The following is a 22,052-nucleotide window of genomic DNA, read 5'->3' as shown; positions in this document are numbered from 1 at the left end:
ATAACTAATAGCGTGACAAAAAACTTTCTTCTTTTTTTCCTTCTTTTTTCCTCCTGACTCCTGACTTTTATTAATTAGTAGGGCTAAAATTATGCAGAAAAAATTAATTACTCTCGTCTCTATTGCTTCATTATTTTTTCCAGCTAATATTGCCTTAGCTAGAACTCATGGTGCTCATTGTTTAAATAATAATAATGGGGAGTTAAATCAATGCAAAGTCAACATAGATATTTCGGGTAAGCGCCTAGATATAGAATTTGATAAAGAAGAATATCAAGATGCTAATTTTACTTTAAAGAAAGAACAAATTACAGAACTTTCTACAGGAGATTATGCAAAAACTCAAGTCAGAAAAAGTATTGCTAAAGGTATTCTTTCTCCTGTAGGTGGAATAATTAGTGCTATAGATAAACAAGCTAGAATTCAAATAGCAATTGTTTATTTGGATGCACAAAATAATGAAAATGTTACCTTGGTTGATATCCCTAGTCGATATGCTTTATTGTTCAGACAAGAACTTGAAACTATGACGGGATTAAAAGTTAAGAAATAAGAAGATGGTAGGTGTTCAACAATTAATAATTAATAATTAATAATTACCTCTCCTTGAAAACGGATAGGATTGACGCAAAAAGTAATTTTTTTTTATTTTTTCTCCTTTAAAGGAGATGCTTTATACCAATGCCCAAAAATAATACTATATTTCCCATGGGACTTCAGTTATTAAGTAATAATAATGGTTTAATCATGTTTGTAACGATTATTCGGTATTAAAGCAAGATATCTTATCTATTTTATCTCTACTCCCTACTCTCAAGGAGATGTACCAAGAATGCGTGAGATTTGGTATTAAACCTTAATTATTCGGTAAGGTAATAGGTGGTAGGTTTTAGGTGGTGAAAAAAAACTTACTGTTGTTTGCTACTCTCCCTACTCCCCTACTCCCCCCAGGGTCTATTTATTGTCACCAGAGAAAAAAGAAAGAGGGGGGGAGAGGGGGAAGAGGGGGAAGCATAGGAACTCAAAAAAATATAGGGTTGTAAATATTCTCGCTACGACAATGAATTAGCCCTGGGGAGATGGGGAGATTTGTATATTTGCACAATTACAGCACTTTTGAGGAAGCGTGAGGTACAGCTATAAGACTATTTATTTCTATATTCCCTTTCGGAGCTGTTGCCTTCCGGAGCTGTTGCCTAAAGCAATAAAACTTTGTACCTCATCAACTAGAAAACTGCTGTAAATGTATTTCTTATGAATATTCTCGCTACGACAATGAATTAGCCCTGCCTACTCCCCCGCTCAAAAAAGAAAGTTTAAAAGAATCTAAAAAAACAAGGCAAAAGCAATAAAAATTGATACGGCGAAAAACTTTAGAGAACATATTATAACAGTCGAAGCAAAGGGCGCGGACATATCAAAAGCTTAAAACTCAAACAACGCAAGATTTTTCCTTCTTCCTTCTTCCTTCTTCCTTCTTTCTTCTGCTATATAAATTAAAAAAAACCTACAAATTCTATATGTTCTTTTGAAATCAAATTAATATTGAGGTTAATTTTGAGGATTTATGATTTATGACCCCTGAAACAATAGTCAAACAGTCTTTAGGAACAACAGGCGGATATACAACATTTAGTGCTGACAACTTCAACGCTTTTGTAATGAACACCTACGGGCGTTTTCCCATTGCCCTCGAACGTGGTGAAGGTTGTCGTGTTTGGGATACTGAAGGAAAAGAATATCTAGATTTTGTGGCCGGAATTGCTACCTGTACCCTTGGTCATGCTCACCCCGTAATGATGGCAACAGTCTCGCAACAAATTCAACGAGTACATCATGTATCTAACCTATACTATATCCCAGTTCAGGGAGAATTGGCACAATGGTTGACAGAGCATTCCTGTGCGGACAAAGCATTTTTCTGTAACTCTGGAGCAGAAGCTAACGAAGGAGCAATAAAATTAGCCCGCAAATATGCTCACGAAAAATTAGATATTGAAAATCCGATAATTTTGACTGCTCATGCTAGTTTCCACGGAAGAACTCTAGCAACTATTACCGCAACGGGGCAACCAAAGTATCATAAAGGTTTTAGCCCCTTAATGCCAGGATTTTATTATGTGCCTTACAATGATATTGCTGCTATAGAAAATGCGATCGCTGAATTAGACAAAGACCAACGACAAGTTGCAGCTATTATGCTAGAAGGACTCCAGGGAGAAGGTGGCGTTCGCCCTGGTGATGTGGCTTACTTTCAAAGAATTAGAGAAATTTGCGACGAGAAAGGCATTCTCTTAATATTAGATGAAGTACAAGTAGGTATGGGTCGTAGTGGCAAACTTTGGGGATATGAAAATTTGGGCATTGAGCCAGATATTTTTACTTCCGCTAAGGGGTTAGGTGGAGGTATTCCCATCGGAGCAATGTTATGTAAATCTCACTGTGATGTTTTTGAACCAGGCAGTCATGCTAGCACCTTTGGTGGAAACCCTTTTGTTTGTTCAGTAGCGCTCGCTGTTTGTCAAACTTTGGAACAGGAAAATTTGTTGACAAATGTACAGCAGAGAGGCGAACAGTTGCGAGTAGGGTTAAATGCTATTGCCACTAAATATCCCGATCTGTTTACCGAAGTACGTGGTTGGGGTTTGATTAATGGTATGGAGTTAAATGCAGATGTAGAGTTGACTTCTATCGATATAGTCAAAGCTGCAATGAATGAGGGTTTATTAATTGTACCTGCGGGTCCGAAAGTATTGCGTTTTGTGCCTCCACTTATTGTTAGTGCTGCCGAAGTTACTGAAGCTGTAGATGCTTTGGCAAGAGCGATCGCGACTTTAGTTCAATAGAGATGATCTTGACATACTCCCGACGGTGCGTTTAGGTGACACCGCGGGATTTTTTGACTCGAATATTTGTTATTATAATTATCAATTATCGTATATATACTCTACAGTAATTTCAGCGGAAATCTCATTTCAACAATTAATAATTAATAATGAATAATGAATAATTACCTCTCCTTGAAAGAAGAGAATTGACAAAGAGATGAAAATTTTTCTTCTCTTGGTCGATTGGATATGGCGAGGAGACCTCGCCATCCCATCCTAACGGACTGCTCCGCAAACGACCGCTTATTATCCCCTTAAAAGGGGAGGCTTTAAACCACAATTTTTCGGTAAAATCTTTTAATCACTTTTATTATTCAAACATATTCTTTTTGAAAATTGGTATTGTAGAATTATAATATTAAGTTAGTTATGAAATGTAACTATGAATATTACTTTAAGTCCAGAACAAGAAAAATTTATTCAATCCCAAATTGCTCAGGGAAAATATACTAACATTCAACAAGCAGTTGATGCAGCTTTCAAGTTGTTAGAAAAACAAGAGATTACTCCTACAGATTTAGAGAAAAAATCAACTCATAAACTGGATAAATTAGCTGGAACTTGGACAGCAACTGATGAAATTGAATTTTTAGAGAATACTCAGCCTTTTGGAAAAATTGAGACAAATTTATGGAAATAAAACCGATTTTATTAGATACTAATGCTTATACTGCTTTTAAACGTAATGTATCTGATGCAGTAGAAGTTATTAACAATACTCCTTTAATCGGCCTTAATAGTGTTATTTCAGGAGAATTATTAGGGGGATTTGCTGTAGGAACGAAAGAAGCCATAAATCGCGGTGAATTAAAACAATTTCTGAGTATTGAGAAGGTCATTTCAGTTATCAGTTATCAGTTATCAGTTATCAGTTACCAGTACCTCCGACTAAAGCCGGAGGCTTGAAAATACTTAATTGAATATTTTTTATCCCCTTAAAATGGGAGGCTTTGGACCTCATTAAAAAAAAGATTTATTTGCTAGAGATATGAGCAACTAACTAATTGTTAAACAGTAGTAGTATCACGCACCATTTTTCCCATTAGACAATAATCAAAAATAAAATAAATTATCCCACTGTTATTCATAAATTTTTTCTCCCTGCTCCCTACTTCCTACTCCCTTTTTTGGAGGAGATGTCTAATAGGGGGTGCGTTACGCTGTCGCTAACGACACCCTACTCACTCAAATATCAGTAGTAGGGTGTGTGAGCGGAACGAAGTGGAGTATCACGCACCATTTTTCCCATTAGAGATATCCAATAATCAAAAATAAAATCAATCATCCCACTGTTATTCATCAATTCTTTTTCCCTACTCCCTCTTTTGGAGGAAATGCTCAATAGGGATAGAGGTGCGTTACGCTGTCGCTAACGACACCCTACTCACTAATTGTTAAACAGTAGTAGTAGGGTGTGTGAGCGGAACAAAGTGGAGTATCACGCACCATTTTTCCCATTAGAGATATCCAATAATCAAAAATAAAATTAATTGTCGTACAGAAATCATAAATTATTGCCCCCTACTTCCTACTCCCTAATAATGAATAAAATTAATCATAAATTCAAACAATTAAAAATCTGGCTAGGAATAGGAATAGCGATCGCTTTTCTTTCTATTTCCCTATACGCAATAGTAAGCTCGCCAAATTTAGTCACTGCAAAAGCTATACCTGAAAAAAAAGAGGTGCGTGGAGTCTGGATAACTAATGTTAGTAGTACCGTATTATTCGCTCCCTGGGGAATTAACCGCGCCATCCGTCAACTTTCTCAACTCAACTTCAATACTGTTTATCCTGTAACCTGGAATAGAGGTAACACATTTTATCCCAGTGACCTTGCTCGAAAAGTCACAGGTCAACCTCAAGACCCTACCCTTGCCACATTTCGTCTTGGTCGGGATGTACTCAGAGAAATATTTACACAGTCCCACCGCCAAGGTTTACGTGTCATCCCTTGGTTTGAATATGGTTTCATGGCACCAATAAATTCTTTGTTAGTCAAACGCCATCCCCACTGGGTGACAACCAGTCTTGATAAAAATAGAAATTTTTCCGAAGATATATTTGAATTAGAACTGAAAGACCTGCTCCCAGAATCAGATGAACAGTCCTTATTAACAACACTAAAACAGTCCCTCTCTATCAATAATGTTTGGCTTAACCCCATTCACCCCCAAGTGCAAAAATTTTTTATCGACCTAGTATTAGAAGTTGTCAAAAAATACGATGTCGATGGCATTCAAATAGATGACCGCTTTGCCATGCCAGTACAATTAGGCTACGATCCAATTACAGTCCGCCTCTACAGGGAACAACATCAGGGTAAAATGCCTCCGGAAGATTTTACAGACCCAGAATGGATGCAATGGCGAGCAAATCAAATAACTGCTTTAATGGAAAGACTTTATAAAGCCGTCAAAGCAGTTAAACCTAATTGTATTGTATCCTTGTCTTCTAATCCTGATGACTTTGCTTATAAATTATATTTGCAAGACTGGCCAACTTGGATAAAGCGAGGTATAGTAGATGAGTTTGTTTTACAGGTGTATCGAGATAACTTACCCTCATTTTTAGCAGAATTAGAACAACCAGAAGTAAAATTGGCCAAAAGTAAAATTCCTTTCAGTATTGGTATTCTCACAGGGACCATGAAAACACCCATGAAAATAGAGCAAATTCAACAACAAGTAAAAGCAGTACGCGATCGCCACTTTGCCGGAGTATCTTTTTTCTATTGGGAAACATTATGGGGTTATATGACTCCAAATTCACCCCAAGAGCGCCGGACTGGTTTCAAGAAAATGTTCCCCACCTCTGTATCTCGACCGAAATAGGACACGGGGACGCGGGGGAGTAGGGGCGAATGGCATTCGCCCTCACCATATGGCATTCGCCCTCACCATATGGCATTCGCCCTCACCATATGGCATTCGCCCTCACCATATGGCATTCGCCCTCACCATATGGCATTCGCCCTCACCATATGGCATTCGCCCTCACCATATGGCATTCGCCCTCACCATAAGGGGATATCTGAAAAGTTGTTTAATACTGAATTTTGCCCCCCTAGCCCCCCAATTCTGGGGGGAACAAGAATCCATTAGCTGGTAAAAGTCCCCCAAAATTGGGAGATGCGCGGGGGCGCGTGATGTAGCCAAGCCAAGAAATTTATTTAGCTCAAAGAAGAAGTCATCTTTAGATGACTAAAGATAGCTGATTTATTATGGCTAATTAACTAATTAATGAGACTTGATATAACTACAAGCTTGCCCTTGCAATATTTCATATTATGTATTAGGGATAGAGCAAAACTACCGAATAATTAAGGTTTAAAGTCTCTCCTTTAAAGGATAAACAATGAATTAATTTTCCTTTGAATCAATCCTATCCGTTTTCAAGGAGAGATAATTATTAATTATTAATTGTTGAAGAGCCTGTGTCAATTACAAAATCATATTATCATCCATCTCATACTCAATCTAAAACTATCGGCTGGGGTTTTTGGTTGCTGTGGGTATTTTTCACCATTGTCGGCTTTTTGGTCAGTTTAATATTTGTAGAAATAGGCATTAGACCCTATATTGGTGCTTTTTCCGGAGCCATCGGCGGTGGCATCATCGGATTGGCCCAATGGTTAGTGCTGAGAAATTATATCTTCCGAAGTAGATGGTGGGTTGTAGTAAATATTGTGACATGGTTATTAATCGGGGCCAGTAGTTTAGGAGCATTAGGTTGGGTGGCCCCACGAACAGAACAAATTTCAGTCAGGCTATTTCATGGGTTGATTAATGGAGCTATTGTGGGGGCAATTTTGGGATTAGGCCAATGGTTTGTACTCAGGAAGCAAATTTATTGGGAAGAATGGTGGATAATTGCTAATATTGTTGCTTGGACTGTAGGTTTATCCCTTGGTTGGGCAGTGGGTGGATTTATTTATGGGGCGATCGGTCTATTTATTAGTGAAGTTATAGGTCTGTTAGTGACATGGTTTTTTGTGGCTATTGTTACTGGTATTGCTTTGGTACGGTTGTATTCAGGTCGCTGAAAATGGAAGTGTAATGAATAATTAATAATGAATAATTAATAATTAATAATTATTGAAAACTGATACCTTAATTCTTCGGTAATTTGTAGATATGCCAGCGCACATTGCTATAGTTTCAAACTTTCGAGCCTATAAAATCTCACTTTTGACTTTTAACTTTTGAGTTAATTACTTACTTTTGACTTACAGCGCTTTCCGCTGTTATAAGGTACACCCATCGCGGGCAAGATGCCCGCACTACAATATTTTCACTATTCATCTTGTACATCATTTGCCCGAAATATGCTGTAATTTTGAGTTAATTTCTAACTTTTAACTTTTAATTTTTAACTTTTGACTTTTGAGTTAATTTCTAACTTTTAACTTTTAATTTTTAACTTTTGACTTTTGACTTTTAAATTTTGACTTTTGAGTTTATCACTATGGTTCAAACTAATTTCAAAACTGCTAATCAATTGTTGCGGGAGGGCAAGCTCGATGATGCTGTGGCTGCTTACCGTGAGGCGATCGCTCTTAATCCTGGTTTTTCCCATGGTCATCATAATTTGGGGGAAGCTTTGCTTAAGGTGGGGCGGATAGAAGAGGCGATCGCTGCTTTTGGTCAGGCTGTGGCCATAAATCCTCAAGCTTCCTGGTCTCTCTACAAGTTGGGGGTTTTGTTACAGGGTGAAGGTCAATTTCAGGAGGCTGTAGGTTATTTTCGTCAGGCCGTGGAGCAGAAAACTGATGTGCCGGAGTTTTATCTTGGTTTGGGAGCGGTGTTGGTGAAGTTGGGGCAATGGTCCGAGGCAGAGCAGTGTCTTGACAAAGTGGTAAATATGTTGTATGAAAATGTAGGTAAGTTTAATGGAACGTCCCTACATACAGAGGCTTATTATTATTTGGGAGTGGCTAAGTCTGGGCAACAGCAATGGTCTGAGGCGGTGGAGTTTTATCGTCGCAGTTGGGAGATGAGTCCCGGTGGGGTTGATTGTTGTTTGGGTTTGGCTGAGGCTTTGAGTAAGTTAGGACAATGGTCCGAGGCGGTGGAATTTTATCGTCAGGCGGTGGTTTTGTCTGGGGAGTCTGGTGAGGTTTTGTTTGGTTTGGCTCAGGCTTTGGGGCAGTTGGGTAGATGGGAGGAGGCTGTTGTTGAGTATCAGCGGGCGATTAGTTTGGGTTTTTTTTGGGCCGAGGTGAGGCATCATTTGGGGTATGCTTTGGGGCAGTTGGGTAGATGGGAAGAGGCCGTTGTTGAGTATCGGTTGGTGGTGGAGCTTAGTCCTAAGTCGGCTCAGGTGCGGCATCAGTTGGGGTATGGGTTGATGCAGTTGGGTAGGTGGCGGGAGGCAGAGGTTGAGTTGCGGAAGGCTTTGGAGTTGCATCCTGGGTCTGCTGTGGTTAGGCAGCAGTTGGGGGATGTTTTAAGGGAGTTGGGGAAAAGGGATGAGGCGATTAAGGCTTATCAGAAAGCTGTGGATTTAGGCTTTGATGGAGTGGATGGGTACTACCTTTTGGCAAAAAGAGATGAGGACAGACAGAAAGCAGAAGAAATAACCACGGATAGCCTCTATAAAGAAAACGAACTGCTTCTACTCCAGCTAACCCAAGCTCAAGAAATGTTGGAAGAATATTATTTTAAATATCAGGAGTTAAACAAAATGAATCTTTAAATGATTCAAATGATAGTATACATCTTATTAATAGAATTGGAAAGTAAAACTGGGAAAATATGACGCACCTTAACAAAAAATCTGTATTAGTGACAGGATGCTGTGGCACTGTAGGTAAAGAACTGGTACGGCAACTTACAGAAGAATATGCTGTAGGCGAGCTAATTGGACTAGATAATAATGAATCCGAACTATTTTTTCTTCAGCAGCGCTATCAGCAACGTGCAAATGTTACTTTCTTTCTAGCCGACATCCGCGATCGCTACAAGCTGATTAGAATGTTTCAAGGTGTAGATATTGTTTTTCATGCTGCTGCTTTTAAGCACGTTGTACTCTGCGAGCGTTCCCCTTTTGAGGCTGTTCAGACTAATATTAATGGTGTTCAAAATGTCATTGAAGCTGCTTATGAGTCAAAGGTAGAACGGGTGATTTTTACAAGTTCTGATAAAGCTGTTAATCCTACAAATGTGATGGGAACTTCTAAACTTATGGGTGAAAAGCTGATGACTGCGGCTAGCAGCGAATCCTTGAGGGGAAGTGGGACAGTTTTTGCTTCTACTCGTTTCGGAAACGTTCTTGGTTCCAGAGGTTCTGTGATACCAATTTTTCATGAACAGATTCGCCGAGGTGGTCCAGTGACTCTGACAGATCCGGACATGACTCGTTTCATTATGAGCATTAAGGAAGCTACCCGACTTGTTATTGATTCTAGTATCCTTGCCAAGGGGGGAGAAATTTTTGTGACAAAAATGCCAGCGATTCGGATTCTGGATTTGGCTGAGGTTATGATTCAGCAACTGGCTCCGGTTTACGGCTATCGCCCTGATGCTATCGAAGTTGTCACGATTGGGGCTAAACCTGGTGAGAAGTTCTATGAAGAACTGATGAATAGTGAGGAAACTAGACGAACGTATGAATTGAAAAACTATTTTGCTGTTATACCTGCTTTTGGCAGTGTTTCTCACAAGATTCAATACGATTATCCAGATATTCTGTCCTTAACGGTTGAAAAGCCCTATAATTCTAACAATGAAAAGCCCTTATCTCAAAAAGAGTTAACGGATTTTCTGCTTGGGAATCAACTTCTGGAAGCAGACTTATTACCACAAAATTTGACAAAACACAATTAGTCGGAATAATTAATAATATACAGGAGGCTAGAATACAACATGGCACATATCCTAATACTCGGCGGTGATGGCTATCTCGGCTGGCCTACAGCTATGTATTTTTCTCAACGCGGTTATGATGTTACCGTAGTGGATAACTATTTCCGGCGCAATGCTTGCACTGAATTAGATGTAGGAATGCTTTATAGCTTGCCTACCTTACAGGAGAGAGCCAGTATTTGGCATGAAAAAACTGGCAAAGAAATAAAAGTGGTGATTGGCGATCTGACTAAACCCCATCAAATGCGTGCATTTTTTGATGGTAGTGTTTCCTACCAATGGGCTGTGAATAATAACTTTACTGGTATCCCAGATACAGTTGTCCATTATGCCGAGCAGCCATCTGCTCCCTACTCTTTGATTAATTATAAGTACGCTAGTACAACTATCTCAAATAATCTTCTGGTTACAAATAACCTGATGTTTGCAGTGCGTGATTATTCTCCTAGTACCCACATTATTAAGTTGGGAACGATGGGAGAATATGGAACTCCTAATATTGATATCGAGGAAGGCTGGCTGGAAATTGAACACAAAGGGCGTAAAGACAAATTTCTCTTCCCTAGACAAGCATCATCTATCTACCACACAACAAAAATTATGGATACGGACTTGCTGTGGTTTGGGGTGAGGATGTGGAATCTAAGGGTGACAGACCTTATGCAAGGTCCGGTTTATGGTTTGGAAACAGAGGAGTCTGTGATTGACGATCGCCTGAAGACTCTTTTCAATTATGATGAGGTATTTGGTACAGTGGTCAATCGTTTCATTACCCAAGCTGTTGTTGGTTACCCTCTGACTGTCTATGGAAAGGGCGGGCAAATTCGGGGTTATCTGAATATTAAAGATACACTGCAATGCGTACACAAGTCGGAACTTACGCCAGCAAAGTCTGGGGAACTTCGTATCTTCAACCAAATCATGGAAACTTTCAGCGTTAATCAACTGGCTGAATTGACTAAGAAGGTAGGTACAAAACTGGGTTATGATGTAGAGATTAAAAGCATTGAAAACCCGCGCAAAGAGTCTGAGGAACATTACTACAATCCTACTTACCAAGGTTTGGTTAATATTGGCGTTGAACCTCACTACTTGACTGAAGAGGTGATGGAAGGTATGTTCCGGGTGGTGGAGCGTTACAAGGATAATATCCGCAAGGATGTAATCTTTCGTGGCATCCGTTGGTAATACTAAAGTTATTTCCCATCAGGAATGGGTTTTGAGGTAATGACACAAAATCAGAACGTATTTACCATCTTTGAGGAAGCCCGTAGGTTATATCTCCAAGAGCGGTTTGAGGAAGCTCGCGAACAGATGGCTGTGTATCGGCAAAGTGTTGATTATGACAGTTTTCCTAAGCAGGATAAAAGGTCACAGAAGTCGGTTCATAGTTCGGTGATTATTGTCAGCTTTAACGCAGGTACAGCCTTGGTGCAATGCCTAGAATCAGTATTCAAGCAAACTGATACGGGGTTTGAAGTTATTCTCATAGACAATGGTGGGAATGAAGCGGTTAGCCAGCAACTAGCAGATTTTCCGATGCTTTGGGTGTCTTCTCCGATAAATTTGTTGCCCTCTGAAGGGCGCAATGTGGGGGGGCATTTTGCTAGGGGCGATCGCTTGATTTTTCTGGATGACGATGCCACGATGGATTCTGAGTATGTCAGCAACGCACGGGAAGCGATGGAAAACCACGATTTTTTGGCAATTAGGGGTAGAATACTTCCTAGTGTTAATCCACCAAAAGCACAGCCTCCGTTGCACTATGATTTGGGGGTTTATCCTTTACCCACAGTATTGATTACTGAGGGGAATATGGTGATTCAAAAACAAGAGTTTGTCTCTGTTGGGGGGTTCGATCCTCTGCTTTTTGGGCACGAAGGTGTGGAGTTAACGAGCCGTTGTTTGCAGAAGTTTCCCAACAGAGGAATATATTATTGGCCAAAATTAGTTATTAATCACGATTTTGTCAGTGCTGAGAAACTGGAGGCTAAAAAAGCGCGACAGACTTTGGCTAAGAAATATATTAAGGTGGTCTCGCCTTTAGCTGGGTTCTTGTCTGAGGAGTATCTAATATGGTATTCTTTACGTCCTGAAGGTTCAGCAGTGGAGCCTGTCAGTAGCAAAAATGACAAGGCAGCAACAGAAGGTGTATCTATCATTGTTCGAGCAGGGGAAGATATCCGCCCAGTGAAGAAGTTTTTAGGGTCTTTTGTACGTTATAACACCCATAAACCTGTGGAGATATTGATCCCTGCTGCTCACCCCCAGGAAGCTCTGTCTGTTATTAAGCCTTTTATTCCTCGCGTGTTGATCCGGTTACTGCCACCGGAAATTATGTCTTCTCAAGCTCCTATAAGTAAAATTGCCAAAACTGCTCGGTACGAGCAAGTTATGTTTCTCAATGAACAGGCTGTTTTTGAAGGCGATGTTTTGCCAGGACTTTTAGAGCATCTGAGTTCTTCACAGTTAGGATATATAGCATCTAACACAGAAAATGACCAACTGAAGATTCAGGATTATTCATTTCATAAACTGATTAAAGGCTTATTTTTCCTTTCTCACAAGCAATTTATAACAGATCCCAAAAAAGTGGAAAAGTTACCTGCGAATATAGTAGTTTATGATTTACTTAGACATTTCAGCTATACTCAAAAATTTATAGCTCAAGAGGTGGAGAATGCTAGTTCAAAAAGGCAAAAAAATCAAAAAAATGAGGCAAAAGAAGCATCTAGCCAGATAACTGGTGTTGAGACAAAATATCCCATCCATACTAAAAATAGTAAAACAAAGAACGATTTTTTTCACAGTAAGTCATTGACCATCAATGAGAATACTGAGTACATGAATTTGATAAATAATTCAAAAAAAACTGGAAGACCACCAGTAAGAGAAAAAATTATAGCTGGAATGGCGACAATACCGAGCAGACTGAATACATTGCCACAAGTGCTAGAATGCCTGAAACCTCAGTTCGATCATATTTATGTTTATCTGAATGGTCATCAAAAAGTTCCAGAATGTGTTCGACAGGATAACGTATCTTATGCCTGGAGTAAGAATCACGGTGATTTAGCTGCTGCTGGAAAGTTCTTTTTTTTGCCAGAAGTAAAAGATGGTTATTACTTTTCAGTAGATGATGACTTCTTGTATCCAGAGAATTATTCATACAAGATGGTAACTACTCTCAAAAAATATAAAGATGCAATTCCTGTCTGCGTTCATGGCTCAATTTTTGGAGAACCATTGAAATGGTATTTTGAGCGAACAGCCGTTTATAGCTCACTTCATGGGCTTCAGCATGACCGCTTTATTACGTTACTCGGAACTGGGACTTTTGCTTTTCATACTAATTCCCTAAATTTAGATTTTGATGACTTTTATCCAACTCCCATGTGTGATTTGCAAGTATCAGCGAAAGCTCGAAAAAATTGTTTGCCAATTATTTCATTGGCGCGAGAAAGTAACTGGTTGCAGCAGATTGAATCAGATCCCAACAAGGATGCTGGACTAGATTATTGGAACAAAATGTTAATTGATGATAATGGTAGAACTGTAGTGGCCCAAAAGTATGATTGGAGCTTTAGCTGTTATCAAAAAACTGTTTTGGACTTGATGAACAAGATATATCCTGAAATTAGCGATCGAGAACTATCAGAACACTTATTTGATTTTGAGTTTATTAAAGCTGTTGAGTTGGGAAAAATACCTAAAGATTGGAATCCTGAATTAAGCTTTTTATTTTATAAAAGAAAGTATCAGTTTTTGTCGCGACAACTAAAGATACTATCTCATATAAAAAGCCAGTCAAGTACCCCCGATCTAAAAAAGCTTTTTAGTAACAGAAAAAAAATCCTTGTTCCAGTCAAAACAGATAATTTGGACGAATTAAAGAAGAAAACTAGGGAAATATCAGAACAAATCAAAAAATTAGAAGAAACACTTGGAAAAATTAGCAGATGAAGAACAGTTCCAAAGAGATACGCAATGATTTGCTTTTTTCGCGCCTAAAAAAAGGCATGGATGCTTATCGAATAACACTAGAGTATATTGATTTTGAGTGCGATTATGATATTGTTCTGGCTCATGAAACATACACTTCTGGATTGGCAGGATTATATGTATCTGAGCATTTTTGTAATCCTTTAAAAATACTTGATGTCGTTGAATATCCAATCTTTAAGGAACGAACATCAATTAGCCTAAGAGAGATGGCTTTTCAAAGTTTAATATCATGCAATTTAACATCACTTTATGCTGCCAATGTTGCCAATCATTTTGACTACATTTTTGCATCGAGTCAAGGTCAAATAGATATAATGCGGAATCTTGGTTGTAATGTACCTATGGAGTTGCTTCGCAATTGTAGAGAGTATGTCGAACTAGAAAAGGGTTCTTATCTAAGACAAAAGTATAACTTGTCTAGTGATGATATAATACTACTATATTCAAATAGAGCATATAGTAATTGTGGAGTAGAATTAATGGTATCCACTTTACCGCTGTTGGATGAAAGATTTAAGCTGATCGTACTCGGCGACGTAGTGCCGGAATTGTATGATAATGTGATTCTTTTAGCCGAGCAGTTGCAGGTGTCCTACCGCTTTTTTATCACAGATATGCTTGATCCAGATCTAGTTCTTCCTATCACACGAGAAGCTGATATTGCCCTATGTTTACTAGAACCAGTAATTGATAACCATAAGCACTCTTTACCCAATAGAATTTTTGATGCGGTTGCAGCCAAAGTACCTGTTTTAGGCTTTGATGGTACTGAAATTGCTGAGTTTATTAAACGCTATAATGTTGGAAAAGTCATCCCCAAAACAACACCTGAATCTATAAAAGAAACTTTAATTTTAACAATTAGAGATATGGTTTTTTTAAAGAAGTCTGTTAATAATGCATCTAAAATTTTTTGTTGGGAGTCAGAAGAAAAAAAATTTTTAGAGTATCTGCAAGAAGCGAAACCAAGTGCAACCAAATGTTTGTTGATAGCGGTTAAAGATATACGTCGCAATGATCGCATCCGTCGTTTACTCAGCAGTTTGAATAAGTTTGATATTTCAGTCGATGTGATTACACCATACCTCCCTTTTGAATGTATGCGTATGCCAAATGCAACGTATAAAACTTGGAGGAAGTGAACGATAGTATGAGATAATAAGTAATTTACACAAGAAGGAGCTGAAAGCTTTGTTTAGCGAACATAATGTTCGCTAAACCGATATGATAGAGGTGCTGTCAAAACAACCGGAGCGTTTGTTCTTTGCGAATAGCCTGGATGGACATCCCAACTCTGAAGTACTAAGGTCATTGCTACCCATCTGGAAGAGGTGTTATCCCCATTGCTAGAAGAATTTGATGAAAACAACTACCCCCTAGCATGATTTGATATTGTGAGAATGTAAATTCGTAAGCATTCAGGTCTTGGGGTTGCATTAAAAAGCATAGTTCAAAATTTCTACTTAACTTTAATTACATACATTTAAAATAAATATGCAAGAAACAAAAACAAAGCGTGTTATTGTTGTACTAGGTTCTGGTAGATCGGGAACCTCACTATTGATGCAAGTCTTAGAATCAATAGGCATGAGCGTTTCGGAAAATTTGATCCCGGCAAATGTCAGCAATCCAGAAGGTCTTTTTGAAGATGCGGATATTGTAAATATACATCGCAATTTATTACGTGAATTAGGTACTCATGCTTATTTGCCTTTACCGGAGGAATGGATGAATACCAATTCAGTAAACGAGGCTAGATTTAAGTTAAGTCGAATACTAAGTCAACGGTTTGATTCTGCTACTAATATTTGGGGATTCAAAGATACTCTAACAAATGCCTTTCTTCCTTTGTGGTTTAGATTATTTAATCCTTTAAAAGTTAAGCCGATTTTTATCTTGGCTATGCGCAATCCAAGTCCTATAGTTTTGTCTTTTTCCAGGCAGTATAACGAGTCTGAACATATATCTGAGCTAGCATGGCTAACTCGCACCATTGATGCGCTGCACCATAGTGGCGCTGATTGTTTCATTGTCCACTACGAAGACTGGTTCAGTGAGCCGACCAAAATAGCTGAGGAGATTTTGTCCTACACGGGACTAGACCAATATTTTACTGGGGATGTGAAGGAAGTTCTTGGTCAGGTCATTAAACCCAATTTAAACCGCTCAGTACATGAAGATTATCAAATCCAAAATCAATATGTACTCAAACTCTATGATGTCCTCAAAGATTGCCGAGGAGCAGACTTCGATCGCACCAGCCTCATGGCTGTCGTCAAAGAATGTCGCCAAGCAATGGACGGGTTCAAAGGATGGTATTTAATCGCCCAAGAAAACATTGCCCGCGTTGCCAACCTCAGAGAACAGCTTCAGACTGCCAAAGAAAAACAAGCCGAAATCCCTAAACTACAAAAACGCATTGGAGAACTCGAACGGGAAAATCAGCGATTATCAGAAATGGAAAAAGAAATCCTGCGTGCTGATAAAGCACTTAATCATCTCCAGGAACTATATCTACAAAATCCTACCCACGATCGCCTCTGAAAGCCACGAAGTAGTAAACCGACTCTTTCACCTTACTAAATAGACATTCTTATTTGTCTGAGTTTAACACTAAATTGATAACCCTTTGATTATTAAGAGAAGGTATTTGTCCAATTTGCATTTTGATTCGCGACTTCAGCAAAGTTCCCTGGAGATTATCTGCAATTTCCATAACCGCAAAAGCCGATTTAAAATACTTTAAAGACACCTTGTACCGACGGGCAACAGCAGCTCCCCGTCCAAACAGATTATATATACCAGAAGTCAAAACTCGATAAACTAGACCATTGCTGCAACCCCATTCTAGGGCTAAATCTGTGCAGCGTCGTAAAGCATTTATATTCCCCAGTTGTTGATAACCTGCAGCAACTAACAGAGCTAGTTTAGCACGTTCGGGACGCTGAAACAGATCGGCCTTGTCCAACTGAACTAGAGCTTCCCAGTCCCCAATGTACCAAAAGTTACGAACGCCAGTAAATGTAGCAGAACAAGCAAACCACTTATGTAAGCCAGAAACAATTATTTGACTGATACTTTGTTGGCTCAAACCCCAATCTCGTGCAAGACCAATGCAATGTCGTGCTGCCTGAATATCCCCTTGGTAAAGGTGAGCGATCGCCACAAAAACGGCAACTTTAGATCTTTCCGGCTGGTTTCGTAATGTTTCAGGAGTTAACTTTGCCAGGTTATCCAAGTCACCAAACTGCCATTGAGAGTCGGTTTCCTCTCGAAAGTATAAATTCTCTGGGAAAAGCTCATTATTTACAGTTAGTGCAGAGAGATTTGAAGCACATTCTTCATGCTTACCATTCAATTCACATAACAAATTATGCTTGCTTTGAACCGCTTGCCTAAAATAACCTATAGCCTCTTCAAAACAACCTTGCTCAATAAACAAACGACCTAAATTTATATTAAACCAAGCAGAATTAGGATTAATTTCAATCGCCTTTTGATACTCAACAGCAGCCTCATCAAAGTTTCCCTGCTTAACAAAAGCATCACCCAAATTATTATATGCCCAAGCAAAATTAGGATTAATTTCAATAAGCTGATGGTAAAGAGCGATCGCCTCATCCAACCTCCCCGCTCTCTTCAACTGATTAGCTTGCTTCAACAACTGGCCAGCACTCATACCCTCATTACCCATGATTATTTGACTTTGAATTTATCATTAATTTACAGAAAAATCCGAAAACTGTCGCACATAAGGGGAGCGAAAAGCCAAAACAATATCAGACTTAGGCACACCTAAATCTAATAATTGTTGAGCAATTCCTGGCTCAGTAAAATCTTGCTGAATCCAAATTTTGTTATCTTTAATATCAACATGAATAGGGCAGCCATAATCTCGTTTTTCATCTTGCCAACGCCAAGAAATTAAAAGGTAGTGATTTCTTTCTGAATCTAAAATCAGTTGTGTTTCATATTCTGAATCCTGACTATGATATTGATAGTGTTCTTTAACTATTTGGGAAACAATTTCTTGATAATTTAATCGCTCCATAAAACAATTATCTCTTCTGACGGATTAAAAATTAGTAGTTTAACTTGATAAGTACTTACAGAAAGTTGAATAAAGGGGTCGCTAAAAAAATCTCTATAAGTATCTTCAGTAATTGCCAAATACAAAACTCGTTCAGGCTGATTTATCCTTAAAGCTAACACATAGTTAAGAAATTGACCAAGGGCTGTATGAAATTCTGCCAAAGGCGACATTCCCAAAAAACTTTTTATTTCTACTGCTATTTTTTTCCCTTCTTTTTCTGCTCCAATAGCTCGTTTACCACCAATATCAATATACAGAGATATTCTGGTACTGGCCTTAATAAATAGAGGATCGTCAGTAATTTGCCAACCATCTTTGATTAAAGCTGATTTAATAGCATTATGAAAAATGTCTTTGGCTGGCATAGAACTAAAATTAAAACTATTATTAATCTGAGAATTAAGTAAGTAGGCACAAATAAACCTCACTATGTAACAAAATATAAACCAGTTAAAACCTCTTCAACCTATTAGCCTGCTTCAACAACTGGCCAGCACTCATACCCTCATTACCCATAACAACCCAACCATAAATCTACTCAAAAACATTATTCTACCCCAAAAATTCCTTTTTCATCTAAGTCAAAGAAACTTTCTTATTTCAGGAATAGAGAATAGGGCATAGTCTTTAACTTCTATTATTTTTAATCTACTAAAATTTGAAAATGCTATATAATAGAAGGCTAATAAAAAAAATTAGCTCTATACATGACTAAAAAAGAGGAAAATCGTCACTCTGCCACCAATAAAGAACAATGTAAAAAAATGGCAAAGTTGAACGGGTGGAAACTCATTAGAATAGAAGCAACAAAAGACAAAATACTCAAAGTCGATTGTATTTTTGAAGGTGAACAAACAACTTTCACGGAGGAAAAATAAAAATGAGTGAAACATGGATAATCTTTATTGCTGAACCAGATCAACCCGGATGGGAAAATCGCAAACTACCAATGGGTGGCTTAACAGACATTCTAGACGAACAATGGGACTACACCAGCACAGGAGCAAAACCTAAAATAGGCGATCGCCTCAGACAATTTTTGCAAGTAGAAGAATTCATCGACCCCAAATTCCCTGGAAGTTCCACCCACGTTAGAGAAGGAGACTGGGTAATAAGTAGACTAGAAGAGTACCTTCCTGGTGGCGACGATAGCTCTAAAAAAGCAATAATCCTGTGTTATTGTCGCTTCGATCCCATCATTTCTCCCTTAGAACCCCTATCAAGAGTCAGCCTTGACGAAGTCAGAAGTTAGAAGTCAGTAGGGGCGAATGGCCATTCGCCCGTACAGAAGTTAACCCACCCCTCCCAGGAGGGGAGGGGAAGTAGGGGATTTAAGCAACTCTCCAAAAATATTTGGCCTTAAAAGGCAGGGTTTTAGACCCATATTATTTTGGTAAAGATTCTCAATCAATATCTTGCACCTACACAACTAAAGAGCAATGTAACTGCCGAACTTGCTCCGCGATCGCCTCATCCAACCTCCCCGCTCTCTTCAACTGATTAGCCTGCTTCAACAACTGACCAGCACTCATACCCTCATTACCCATAACAACCCAACCATAAATCTACATTATTCTACCCCAAAAATTCCTTTTTCATCTCAGCCAAAGAAACTCTTACCTGCAAAAAAGTTAAAAATTAAACAACACAATCTAATTCTAGCCATAAAATTTCAGCTAAAATCAATAATAATAGGATTTTCACCATTAAACTTAACTCTCAGTTACTTAGTTGGCAGTAGGGGAGCAGGGGAGTAGGGGAGATTAAAGTCTTGAAGTAATTATAGAAATTATCAAAAACAGGAAATTAAACTAATGACAACAAGCAAAATTCATTTGTGGACAGTAGCAGAGTATCATCAAATGATAGATTGTGGTATTCTGACACCAGAATCCCGCGTCGAACTATTAGAAGGTCGTATCATCAAAACGAATCCCCAACGTGCTCCTCATACTGCAACAACTCAACGGACATCAGATTATTTAAAGTCTCAATTAACTCAGCAAGCTCATATTAGGATGCAGTTACCAGTTACATTATCAAATTCTGAACCAGAACCGGATATTGCAGTAGTTCATATCGATCCCAAAGCTTATGGCGTTCGCCACCCTAGTCCACAGGAAATATTCTTTTTAATTGAAATTTCCGATACTACCTTGAGAATAGATCGGCAAGAAAAAACACTTATCTATGCTGGAGCAAATATTCCGGAATATTGGGTTTTAGATGTAGTCCAACGCCAAGCTTATATATATCGTCATCCTACACCAGGAGGTTATCAATCTGAAACTGTTTTGTCCGATAGTGAAGTAATTAATCCCTTGAATTTTCCATCAGTTTCTTTATCCATTACAAAAATGCTTTTGCCTTGATATCCTGCTATTGATTCTAGTGACTTTTGACTTCGTAATAATCTCGGTATAAACTTCTATAGATAATGAGCAAAAAAAACATGACTACCAGCCAACCAAAAATTATTGTACTAGATGATGACCCAACAGGTTCCCAAACTGTTCATAGTTGTCTACTTCTGACTAAGTGGGATGTAGAAACCCTTAAGTTAGGATTACTTGATGAATCTCCCATATTTTTTATTCTCTCCAATACTCGTGCTCTGACCCCAGACCAAGCAGCTAATGTGACACGAGAAGTTACACATAACTTGACCGAAGCGATCGCTCAATCAAATATCCAAGATTTTTTAGTCGTCAGTCGTTCCGACTCTACTCTACGGGGTCATTATCCCATAGAAACAGATGTCATAGCAGCCGAACTTGGTCCATTTGATGCTCATTTCCTAGTTCCAGCATTTTTTGAAGGTGGGAGAGTCACCCGCAACAGCATCCACTATTTGATGGTTAATGGTGTAGAAACCCCAGTTCACGAAACAGAATTTGCTAAAGATTCGGTATTTGGCTATACCTACAGTTATTTACCTGATTATGTGGAAGAAAAAACCACAGGTAAAATCAAAGCTGAAGCTGTAGAAAGATTTACACTTGATGATATTCGCTCTGGTAGTTTAGAACGTTTAATGAAATTGACTAATAACCAATGTGGGGTTGTGGATGGTGAAACTCAAGGCGACTTAGACAAGTTTGCTAATGATTTGTTGGCAGCAGCTAGTCAAGGTAAAAAGTTTCTGTTGCGGAGTGCTGCAAGTATTTTAACTTCTTTAGCTGCTTTGGGAAATCAACCTATAGCTGCTGAGGAAATGAGGCAGTATGTCAGGAGTGGGAAACCAGGTGTAATTATTGTGGGTTCTCATGTTAAGAAATCTACCCAACAGTTGGAAAGGTTATTACAAGAGTCTGATGTAGTGGGTGTAGAAGTAAATGTGTCTCATTTAGTTGAGGAGTCTGGGGAACAGAGAACAACTTTACTCAAGAATATTCTCGAAAAAGTTCATGCTGTTCATGCAGAAGGGAAAACACCTGTGGTTTATACCAGTCGTGAGGAGTTGACTTTTGAAAATGTGCAGGTGCGTTTGGAGTTTGGTGTGGCAGTTTCTGAGTTATTGATGGATATTGTTCGGGGTTTGCCGGAGGATATTGGATTTTTGATAAGTAAAGGTGGGATTACTTCTAATGATACTCTGAGTAAAGGTTTGGCTTTAACTACTGCTAGGTTATTGGGTCAGGTGTTAGCTGGTTGTTCGATGGTGCGGACTCCCGCAGAGCATCCTCAATTTCCTGAGTTACCTGTTGTTTTATTTCCGGGTAATGTTGGGGATGTGGATGGTTTGGCGACAGTTTATCAGCGTTTGAGTCGATAGTTTTTCTGGGGGTGGGTTGACTCCTATCCTCACCCATAAGACTGCCATAAGCAAACCCGAATTGACATCCTCCCCGTGCCTTTAGGCGCGGGGGTTCCTACTGAACCGTAGCTCCTCGGCGGGTTTATGCAATGCTTGCGCAGAGCTGTCGCTAACACAGGGTGCTGCACCCACCCCTCTTGCTCCCCTCCCGGGAGGGGATGGGGGTGGGTTACGCTTCCCTCCAGGTCAGCGCACGAGTTTCCGCAATTCGTAGCTCCTCCGGAGGAGGCGTGCCCTCCGGCAACTAATAACACTGTAGCATATATTCAATTCGCTTGCATGCTAAAATAAAAAGTCTCCCTACAAGGGCGAGGCTTTAAACCCAATTTTTCGGTAAACATCAGAATAATTAGGGCTTGCTGAATAAAGTATGAGTGTTAGGG

The 22,052-nt window shown here is 39.0% G+C and carries 20 protein-coding genes; 16 read left to right on the top strand and 4 right to left on the bottom strand.

Annotation, left to right across the window (positions count from 1 at the left end; translation table 11 throughout):
- The first annotated feature begins 91 nt into the window (after positions 1 to 91).
- The 12 genes from F6K15_RS19515 to F6K15_RS19460 all read left to right on the top strand — a co-directional run bounded on the left by F6K15_RS19515 (position 92) and on the right by F6K15_RS19460 (position 16,303).
- Positions 92 to 553, top strand: a complete 462-nt coding sequence (locus tag F6K15_RS19515) for a hypothetical protein (RefSeq protein WP_293063395.1) — start codon at positions 92 to 94, stop codon at positions 551 to 553.
- 1,021 nt (positions 554 to 1,574) lie between these two features.
- A complete protein-coding gene (locus tag F6K15_RS19510; protein WP_293063394.1) occupies positions 1,575 to 2,846 on the top strand; it encodes an aspartate aminotransferase family protein in 1,272 nt (423 codons plus the stop codon).
- 424 nt (positions 2,847 to 3,270) lie between these two features.
- Positions 3,271 to 3,528 carry a type II toxin-antitoxin system ParD family antitoxin gene (locus F6K15_RS19505; RefSeq protein ID WP_293063392.1) on the top strand — a complete coding sequence of 86 codons (258 nt, stop codon included), beginning with the start codon at positions 3,271 to 3,273 and terminating at the stop codon, positions 3,526 to 3,528.
- On the top strand, positions 3,519 to 3,794 hold the full coding sequence (locus F6K15_RS19500) for a hypothetical protein (protein ID WP_293063390.1): 276 nt from the start codon (positions 3,519 to 3,521) through the stop codon (positions 3,792 to 3,794). The genes F6K15_RS19505 and F6K15_RS19500 overlap by 10 nt, the downstream gene beginning before the upstream one ends.
- Before the next feature lie 635 nt (positions 3,795 to 4,429).
- Positions 4,430 to 5,722, top strand: coding sequence for a glycoside hydrolase family 10 protein (locus F6K15_RS19495; protein ID WP_293063388.1), 1,293 nt, complete (start codon positions 4,430 to 4,432; stop codon positions 5,720 to 5,722).
- Between the two features lie 602 nt (positions 5,723 to 6,324).
- On the top strand, positions 6,325 to 6,933 hold the full coding sequence (locus tag F6K15_RS19490) for a hypothetical protein (protein ID WP_293063386.1): 609 nt from the start codon (positions 6,325 to 6,327) through the stop codon (positions 6,931 to 6,933).
- Positions 6,934 to 7,355: 422 nt separating this feature from the next.
- Entirely contained in the window at positions 7,356 to 8,585 is a 1,230-nt protein-coding gene (locus F6K15_RS19485; protein WP_293063385.1) for a tetratricopeptide repeat protein, read from the top strand.
- A 59-nt stretch (positions 8,586 to 8,644) separates the two neighbouring features.
- Positions 8,645 to 9,715, top strand: a complete 1,071-nt coding sequence (locus tag F6K15_RS19480; RefSeq protein ID WP_293063384.1) for an SDR family NAD(P)-dependent oxidoreductase — start codon at positions 8,645 to 8,647, stop codon at positions 9,713 to 9,715.
- Positions 9,716 to 9,754: 39 nt separating this feature from the next.
- Positions 9,755 to 10,942: an NAD-dependent epimerase/dehydratase family protein gene (locus F6K15_RS19475; RefSeq protein WP_293063382.1), complete on the top strand. Its 1,188-nt coding sequence runs from the start codon at positions 9,755 to 9,757 to the stop codon at positions 10,940 to 10,942.
- A 39-nt stretch (positions 10,943 to 10,981) separates the two neighbouring features.
- Positions 10,982 to 13,717: a glycosyltransferase family 2 protein gene (locus F6K15_RS19470; protein WP_293063380.1), complete on the top strand. Its 2,736-nt coding sequence runs from the start codon at positions 10,982 to 10,984 to the stop codon at positions 13,715 to 13,717.
- Positions 13,714 to 14,901, top strand: coding sequence for a glycosyltransferase (locus tag F6K15_RS19465; RefSeq protein ID WP_293063378.1), 1,188 nt, complete (start codon positions 13,714 to 13,716; stop codon positions 14,899 to 14,901). The genes F6K15_RS19470 and F6K15_RS19465 overlap by 4 nt, the downstream gene beginning before the upstream one ends.
- A gap of 352 nt (positions 14,902 to 15,253) precedes the next feature.
- Positions 15,254 to 16,303 (top strand): sulfotransferase family protein, encoded by a 1,050-nt coding sequence (locus F6K15_RS19460; protein WP_293063376.1) that lies wholly within the window; start codon positions 15,254 to 15,256, stop codon positions 16,301 to 16,303.
- Positions 16,304 to 16,352: 49 nt separating this feature from the next.
- Here the strand turns inward: F6K15_RS19460 and F6K15_RS19455 are convergent, their stop codons facing one another.
- The 3 genes from F6K15_RS19455 to F6K15_RS19445 are packed head-to-tail and all read right to left on the bottom strand — an operon-like array spanning position 16,353 to position 18,217.
- The gene (locus F6K15_RS19455; protein WP_293063375.1) at positions 16,353 to 17,453 is read right to left on the bottom strand and encodes a tetratricopeptide repeat protein; all 1,101 of its coding nucleotides are present in this window, start codon (positions 17,451 to 17,453) and stop codon (positions 16,353 to 16,355) included.
- 24 nt (positions 17,454 to 17,477) lie between these two features.
- The gene (locus tag F6K15_RS19450) at positions 17,478 to 17,810 is read right to left on the bottom strand and encodes a XisI protein (RefSeq protein WP_293063374.1); all 333 of its coding nucleotides are present in this window, start codon (positions 17,808 to 17,810) and stop codon (positions 17,478 to 17,480) included.
- Positions 17,798 to 18,217 carry a XisH family protein gene (locus F6K15_RS19445; protein ID WP_293063372.1) on the bottom strand — a complete coding sequence of 140 codons (420 nt, stop codon included), beginning with the start codon at positions 18,215 to 18,217 and terminating at the stop codon, positions 17,798 to 17,800. The genes F6K15_RS19450 and F6K15_RS19445 overlap by 13 nt, the downstream gene beginning before the upstream one ends.
- Before the next feature lie 342 nt (positions 18,218 to 18,559).
- On the opposite strand from F6K15_RS19445, the gene F6K15_RS19440 reads away from it, so the two are divergent.
- Both F6K15_RS19440 and F6K15_RS19435 read left to right on the top strand, forming a co-directional pair.
- Positions 18,560 to 18,730 carry a hypothetical protein gene (locus F6K15_RS19440; RefSeq protein WP_293063370.1) on the top strand — a complete coding sequence of 57 codons (171 nt, stop codon included), beginning with the start codon at positions 18,560 to 18,562 and terminating at the stop codon, positions 18,728 to 18,730.
- A gap of 2 nt (positions 18,731 to 18,732) precedes the next feature.
- Positions 18,733 to 19,104: a hypothetical protein gene (locus F6K15_RS19435; RefSeq protein WP_293063368.1), complete on the top strand. Its 372-nt coding sequence runs from the start codon at positions 18,733 to 18,735 to the stop codon at positions 19,102 to 19,104.
- 169 nt (positions 19,105 to 19,273) lie between these two features.
- On the opposite strand, the gene F6K15_RS19430 is transcribed toward F6K15_RS19435, so the two are convergent.
- Positions 19,274 to 19,399 (bottom strand): hypothetical protein, encoded by a 126-nt coding sequence (locus F6K15_RS19430; protein ID WP_293063366.1) that lies wholly within the window; start codon positions 19,397 to 19,399, stop codon positions 19,274 to 19,276.
- A 267-nt stretch (positions 19,400 to 19,666) separates the two neighbouring features.
- On the opposite strand from F6K15_RS19430, the gene F6K15_RS19425 reads away from it, so the two are divergent.
- Positions 19,667 to 20,224 carry a Uma2 family endonuclease gene (locus tag F6K15_RS19425; RefSeq protein WP_293063364.1) on the top strand — a complete coding sequence of 186 codons (558 nt, stop codon included), beginning with the start codon at positions 19,667 to 19,669 and terminating at the stop codon, positions 20,222 to 20,224.
- 80 nt (positions 20,225 to 20,304) lie between these two features.
- Entirely contained in the window at positions 20,305 to 21,627 is a 1,323-nt protein-coding gene (locus F6K15_RS19420) for a four-carbon acid sugar kinase family protein (RefSeq protein WP_293063362.1), read from the top strand.
- The last annotated feature ends 425 nt before the right edge of the window (positions 21,628 to 22,052 follow it).

Origin of the sequence: Okeania sp. SIO2B3 (assembly GCF_010672525.1) — a bacterium.
Taxonomy (GTDB): Bacteria; Cyanobacteriota; Cyanobacteriia; order Cyanobacteriales; family Microcoleaceae; genus Okeania.
This window is presented reverse-complemented; position numbering and strand designations above follow the sequence as displayed.

Excerpts from the sequence above, each read along its gene's own strand:
- F6K15_RS19515 (WP_293063395.1), top strand. The coding sequence starts at position 92 with ATGCAGAAAAAATTAATTACTCTCGTCTCTATTGCTTCATTATTTTTT.
- F6K15_RS19510 (WP_293063394.1), top strand. The coding sequence starts at position 1,575 with ATGACCCCTGAAACAATAGTCAAACAGTCTTTAGGAACAACAGGCGGA.
- F6K15_RS19505 (WP_293063392.1), top strand. The coding sequence starts at position 3,271 with ATGAATATTACTTTAAGTCCAGAACAAGAAAAATTTATTCAATCCCAA.
- F6K15_RS19500 (WP_293063390.1), top strand. The coding sequence starts at position 3,519 with ATGGAAATAAAACCGATTTTATTAGATACTAATGCTTATACTGCTTTT.
- F6K15_RS19495 (WP_293063388.1), top strand. The coding sequence starts at position 4,430 with ATGAATAAAATTAATCATAAATTCAAACAATTAAAAATCTGGCTAGGA.
- F6K15_RS19485 (WP_293063385.1), top strand. The coding sequence starts at position 7,356 with ATGGTTCAAACTAATTTCAAAACTGCTAATCAATTGTTGCGGGAGGGC.
- F6K15_RS19480 (WP_293063384.1), top strand. The coding sequence starts at position 8,645 with ATGACGCACCTTAACAAAAAATCTGTATTAGTGACAGGATGCTGTGGC.
- F6K15_RS19475 (WP_293063382.1), top strand. The coding sequence starts at position 9,755 with ATGGCACATATCCTAATACTCGGCGGTGATGGCTATCTCGGCTGGCCT.
- F6K15_RS19470 (WP_293063380.1), top strand. The coding sequence starts at position 10,982 with ATGACACAAAATCAGAACGTATTTACCATCTTTGAGGAAGCCCGTAGG.
- F6K15_RS19465 (WP_293063378.1), top strand. The coding sequence starts at position 13,714 with ATGAAGAACAGTTCCAAAGAGATACGCAATGATTTGCTTTTTTCGCGC.
- F6K15_RS19460 (WP_293063376.1), top strand. The coding sequence starts at position 15,254 with ATGCAAGAAACAAAAACAAAGCGTGTTATTGTTGTACTAGGTTCTGGT.
- F6K15_RS19455 (WP_293063375.1), bottom strand. The coding sequence starts at position 17,453 with ATGGGTAATGAGGGTATGAGTGCTGGCCAGTTGTTGAAGCAAGCTAAT.
- F6K15_RS19450 (WP_293063374.1), bottom strand. The coding sequence starts at position 17,810 with ATGGAGCGATTAAATTATCAAGAAATTGTTTCCCAAATAGTTAAAGAA.
- F6K15_RS19445 (WP_293063372.1), bottom strand. The coding sequence starts at position 18,217 with ATGCCAGCCAAAGACATTTTTCATAATGCTATTAAATCAGCTTTAATC.
- F6K15_RS19440 (WP_293063370.1), top strand. The coding sequence starts at position 18,560 with ATGACTAAAAAAGAGGAAAATCGTCACTCTGCCACCAATAAAGAACAA.
- F6K15_RS19435 (WP_293063368.1), top strand. The coding sequence starts at position 18,733 with ATGAGTGAAACATGGATAATCTTTATTGCTGAACCAGATCAACCCGGA.
- F6K15_RS19430 (WP_293063366.1), bottom strand. The coding sequence starts at position 19,399 with ATGGGTAATGAGGGTATGAGTGCTGGTCAGTTGTTGAAGCAGGCTAAT.
- F6K15_RS19425 (WP_293063364.1), top strand. The coding sequence starts at position 19,667 with ATGACAACAAGCAAAATTCATTTGTGGACAGTAGCAGAGTATCATCAA.
- F6K15_RS19420 (WP_293063362.1), top strand. The coding sequence starts at position 20,305 with ATGACTACCAGCCAACCAAAAATTATTGTACTAGATGATGACCCAACA.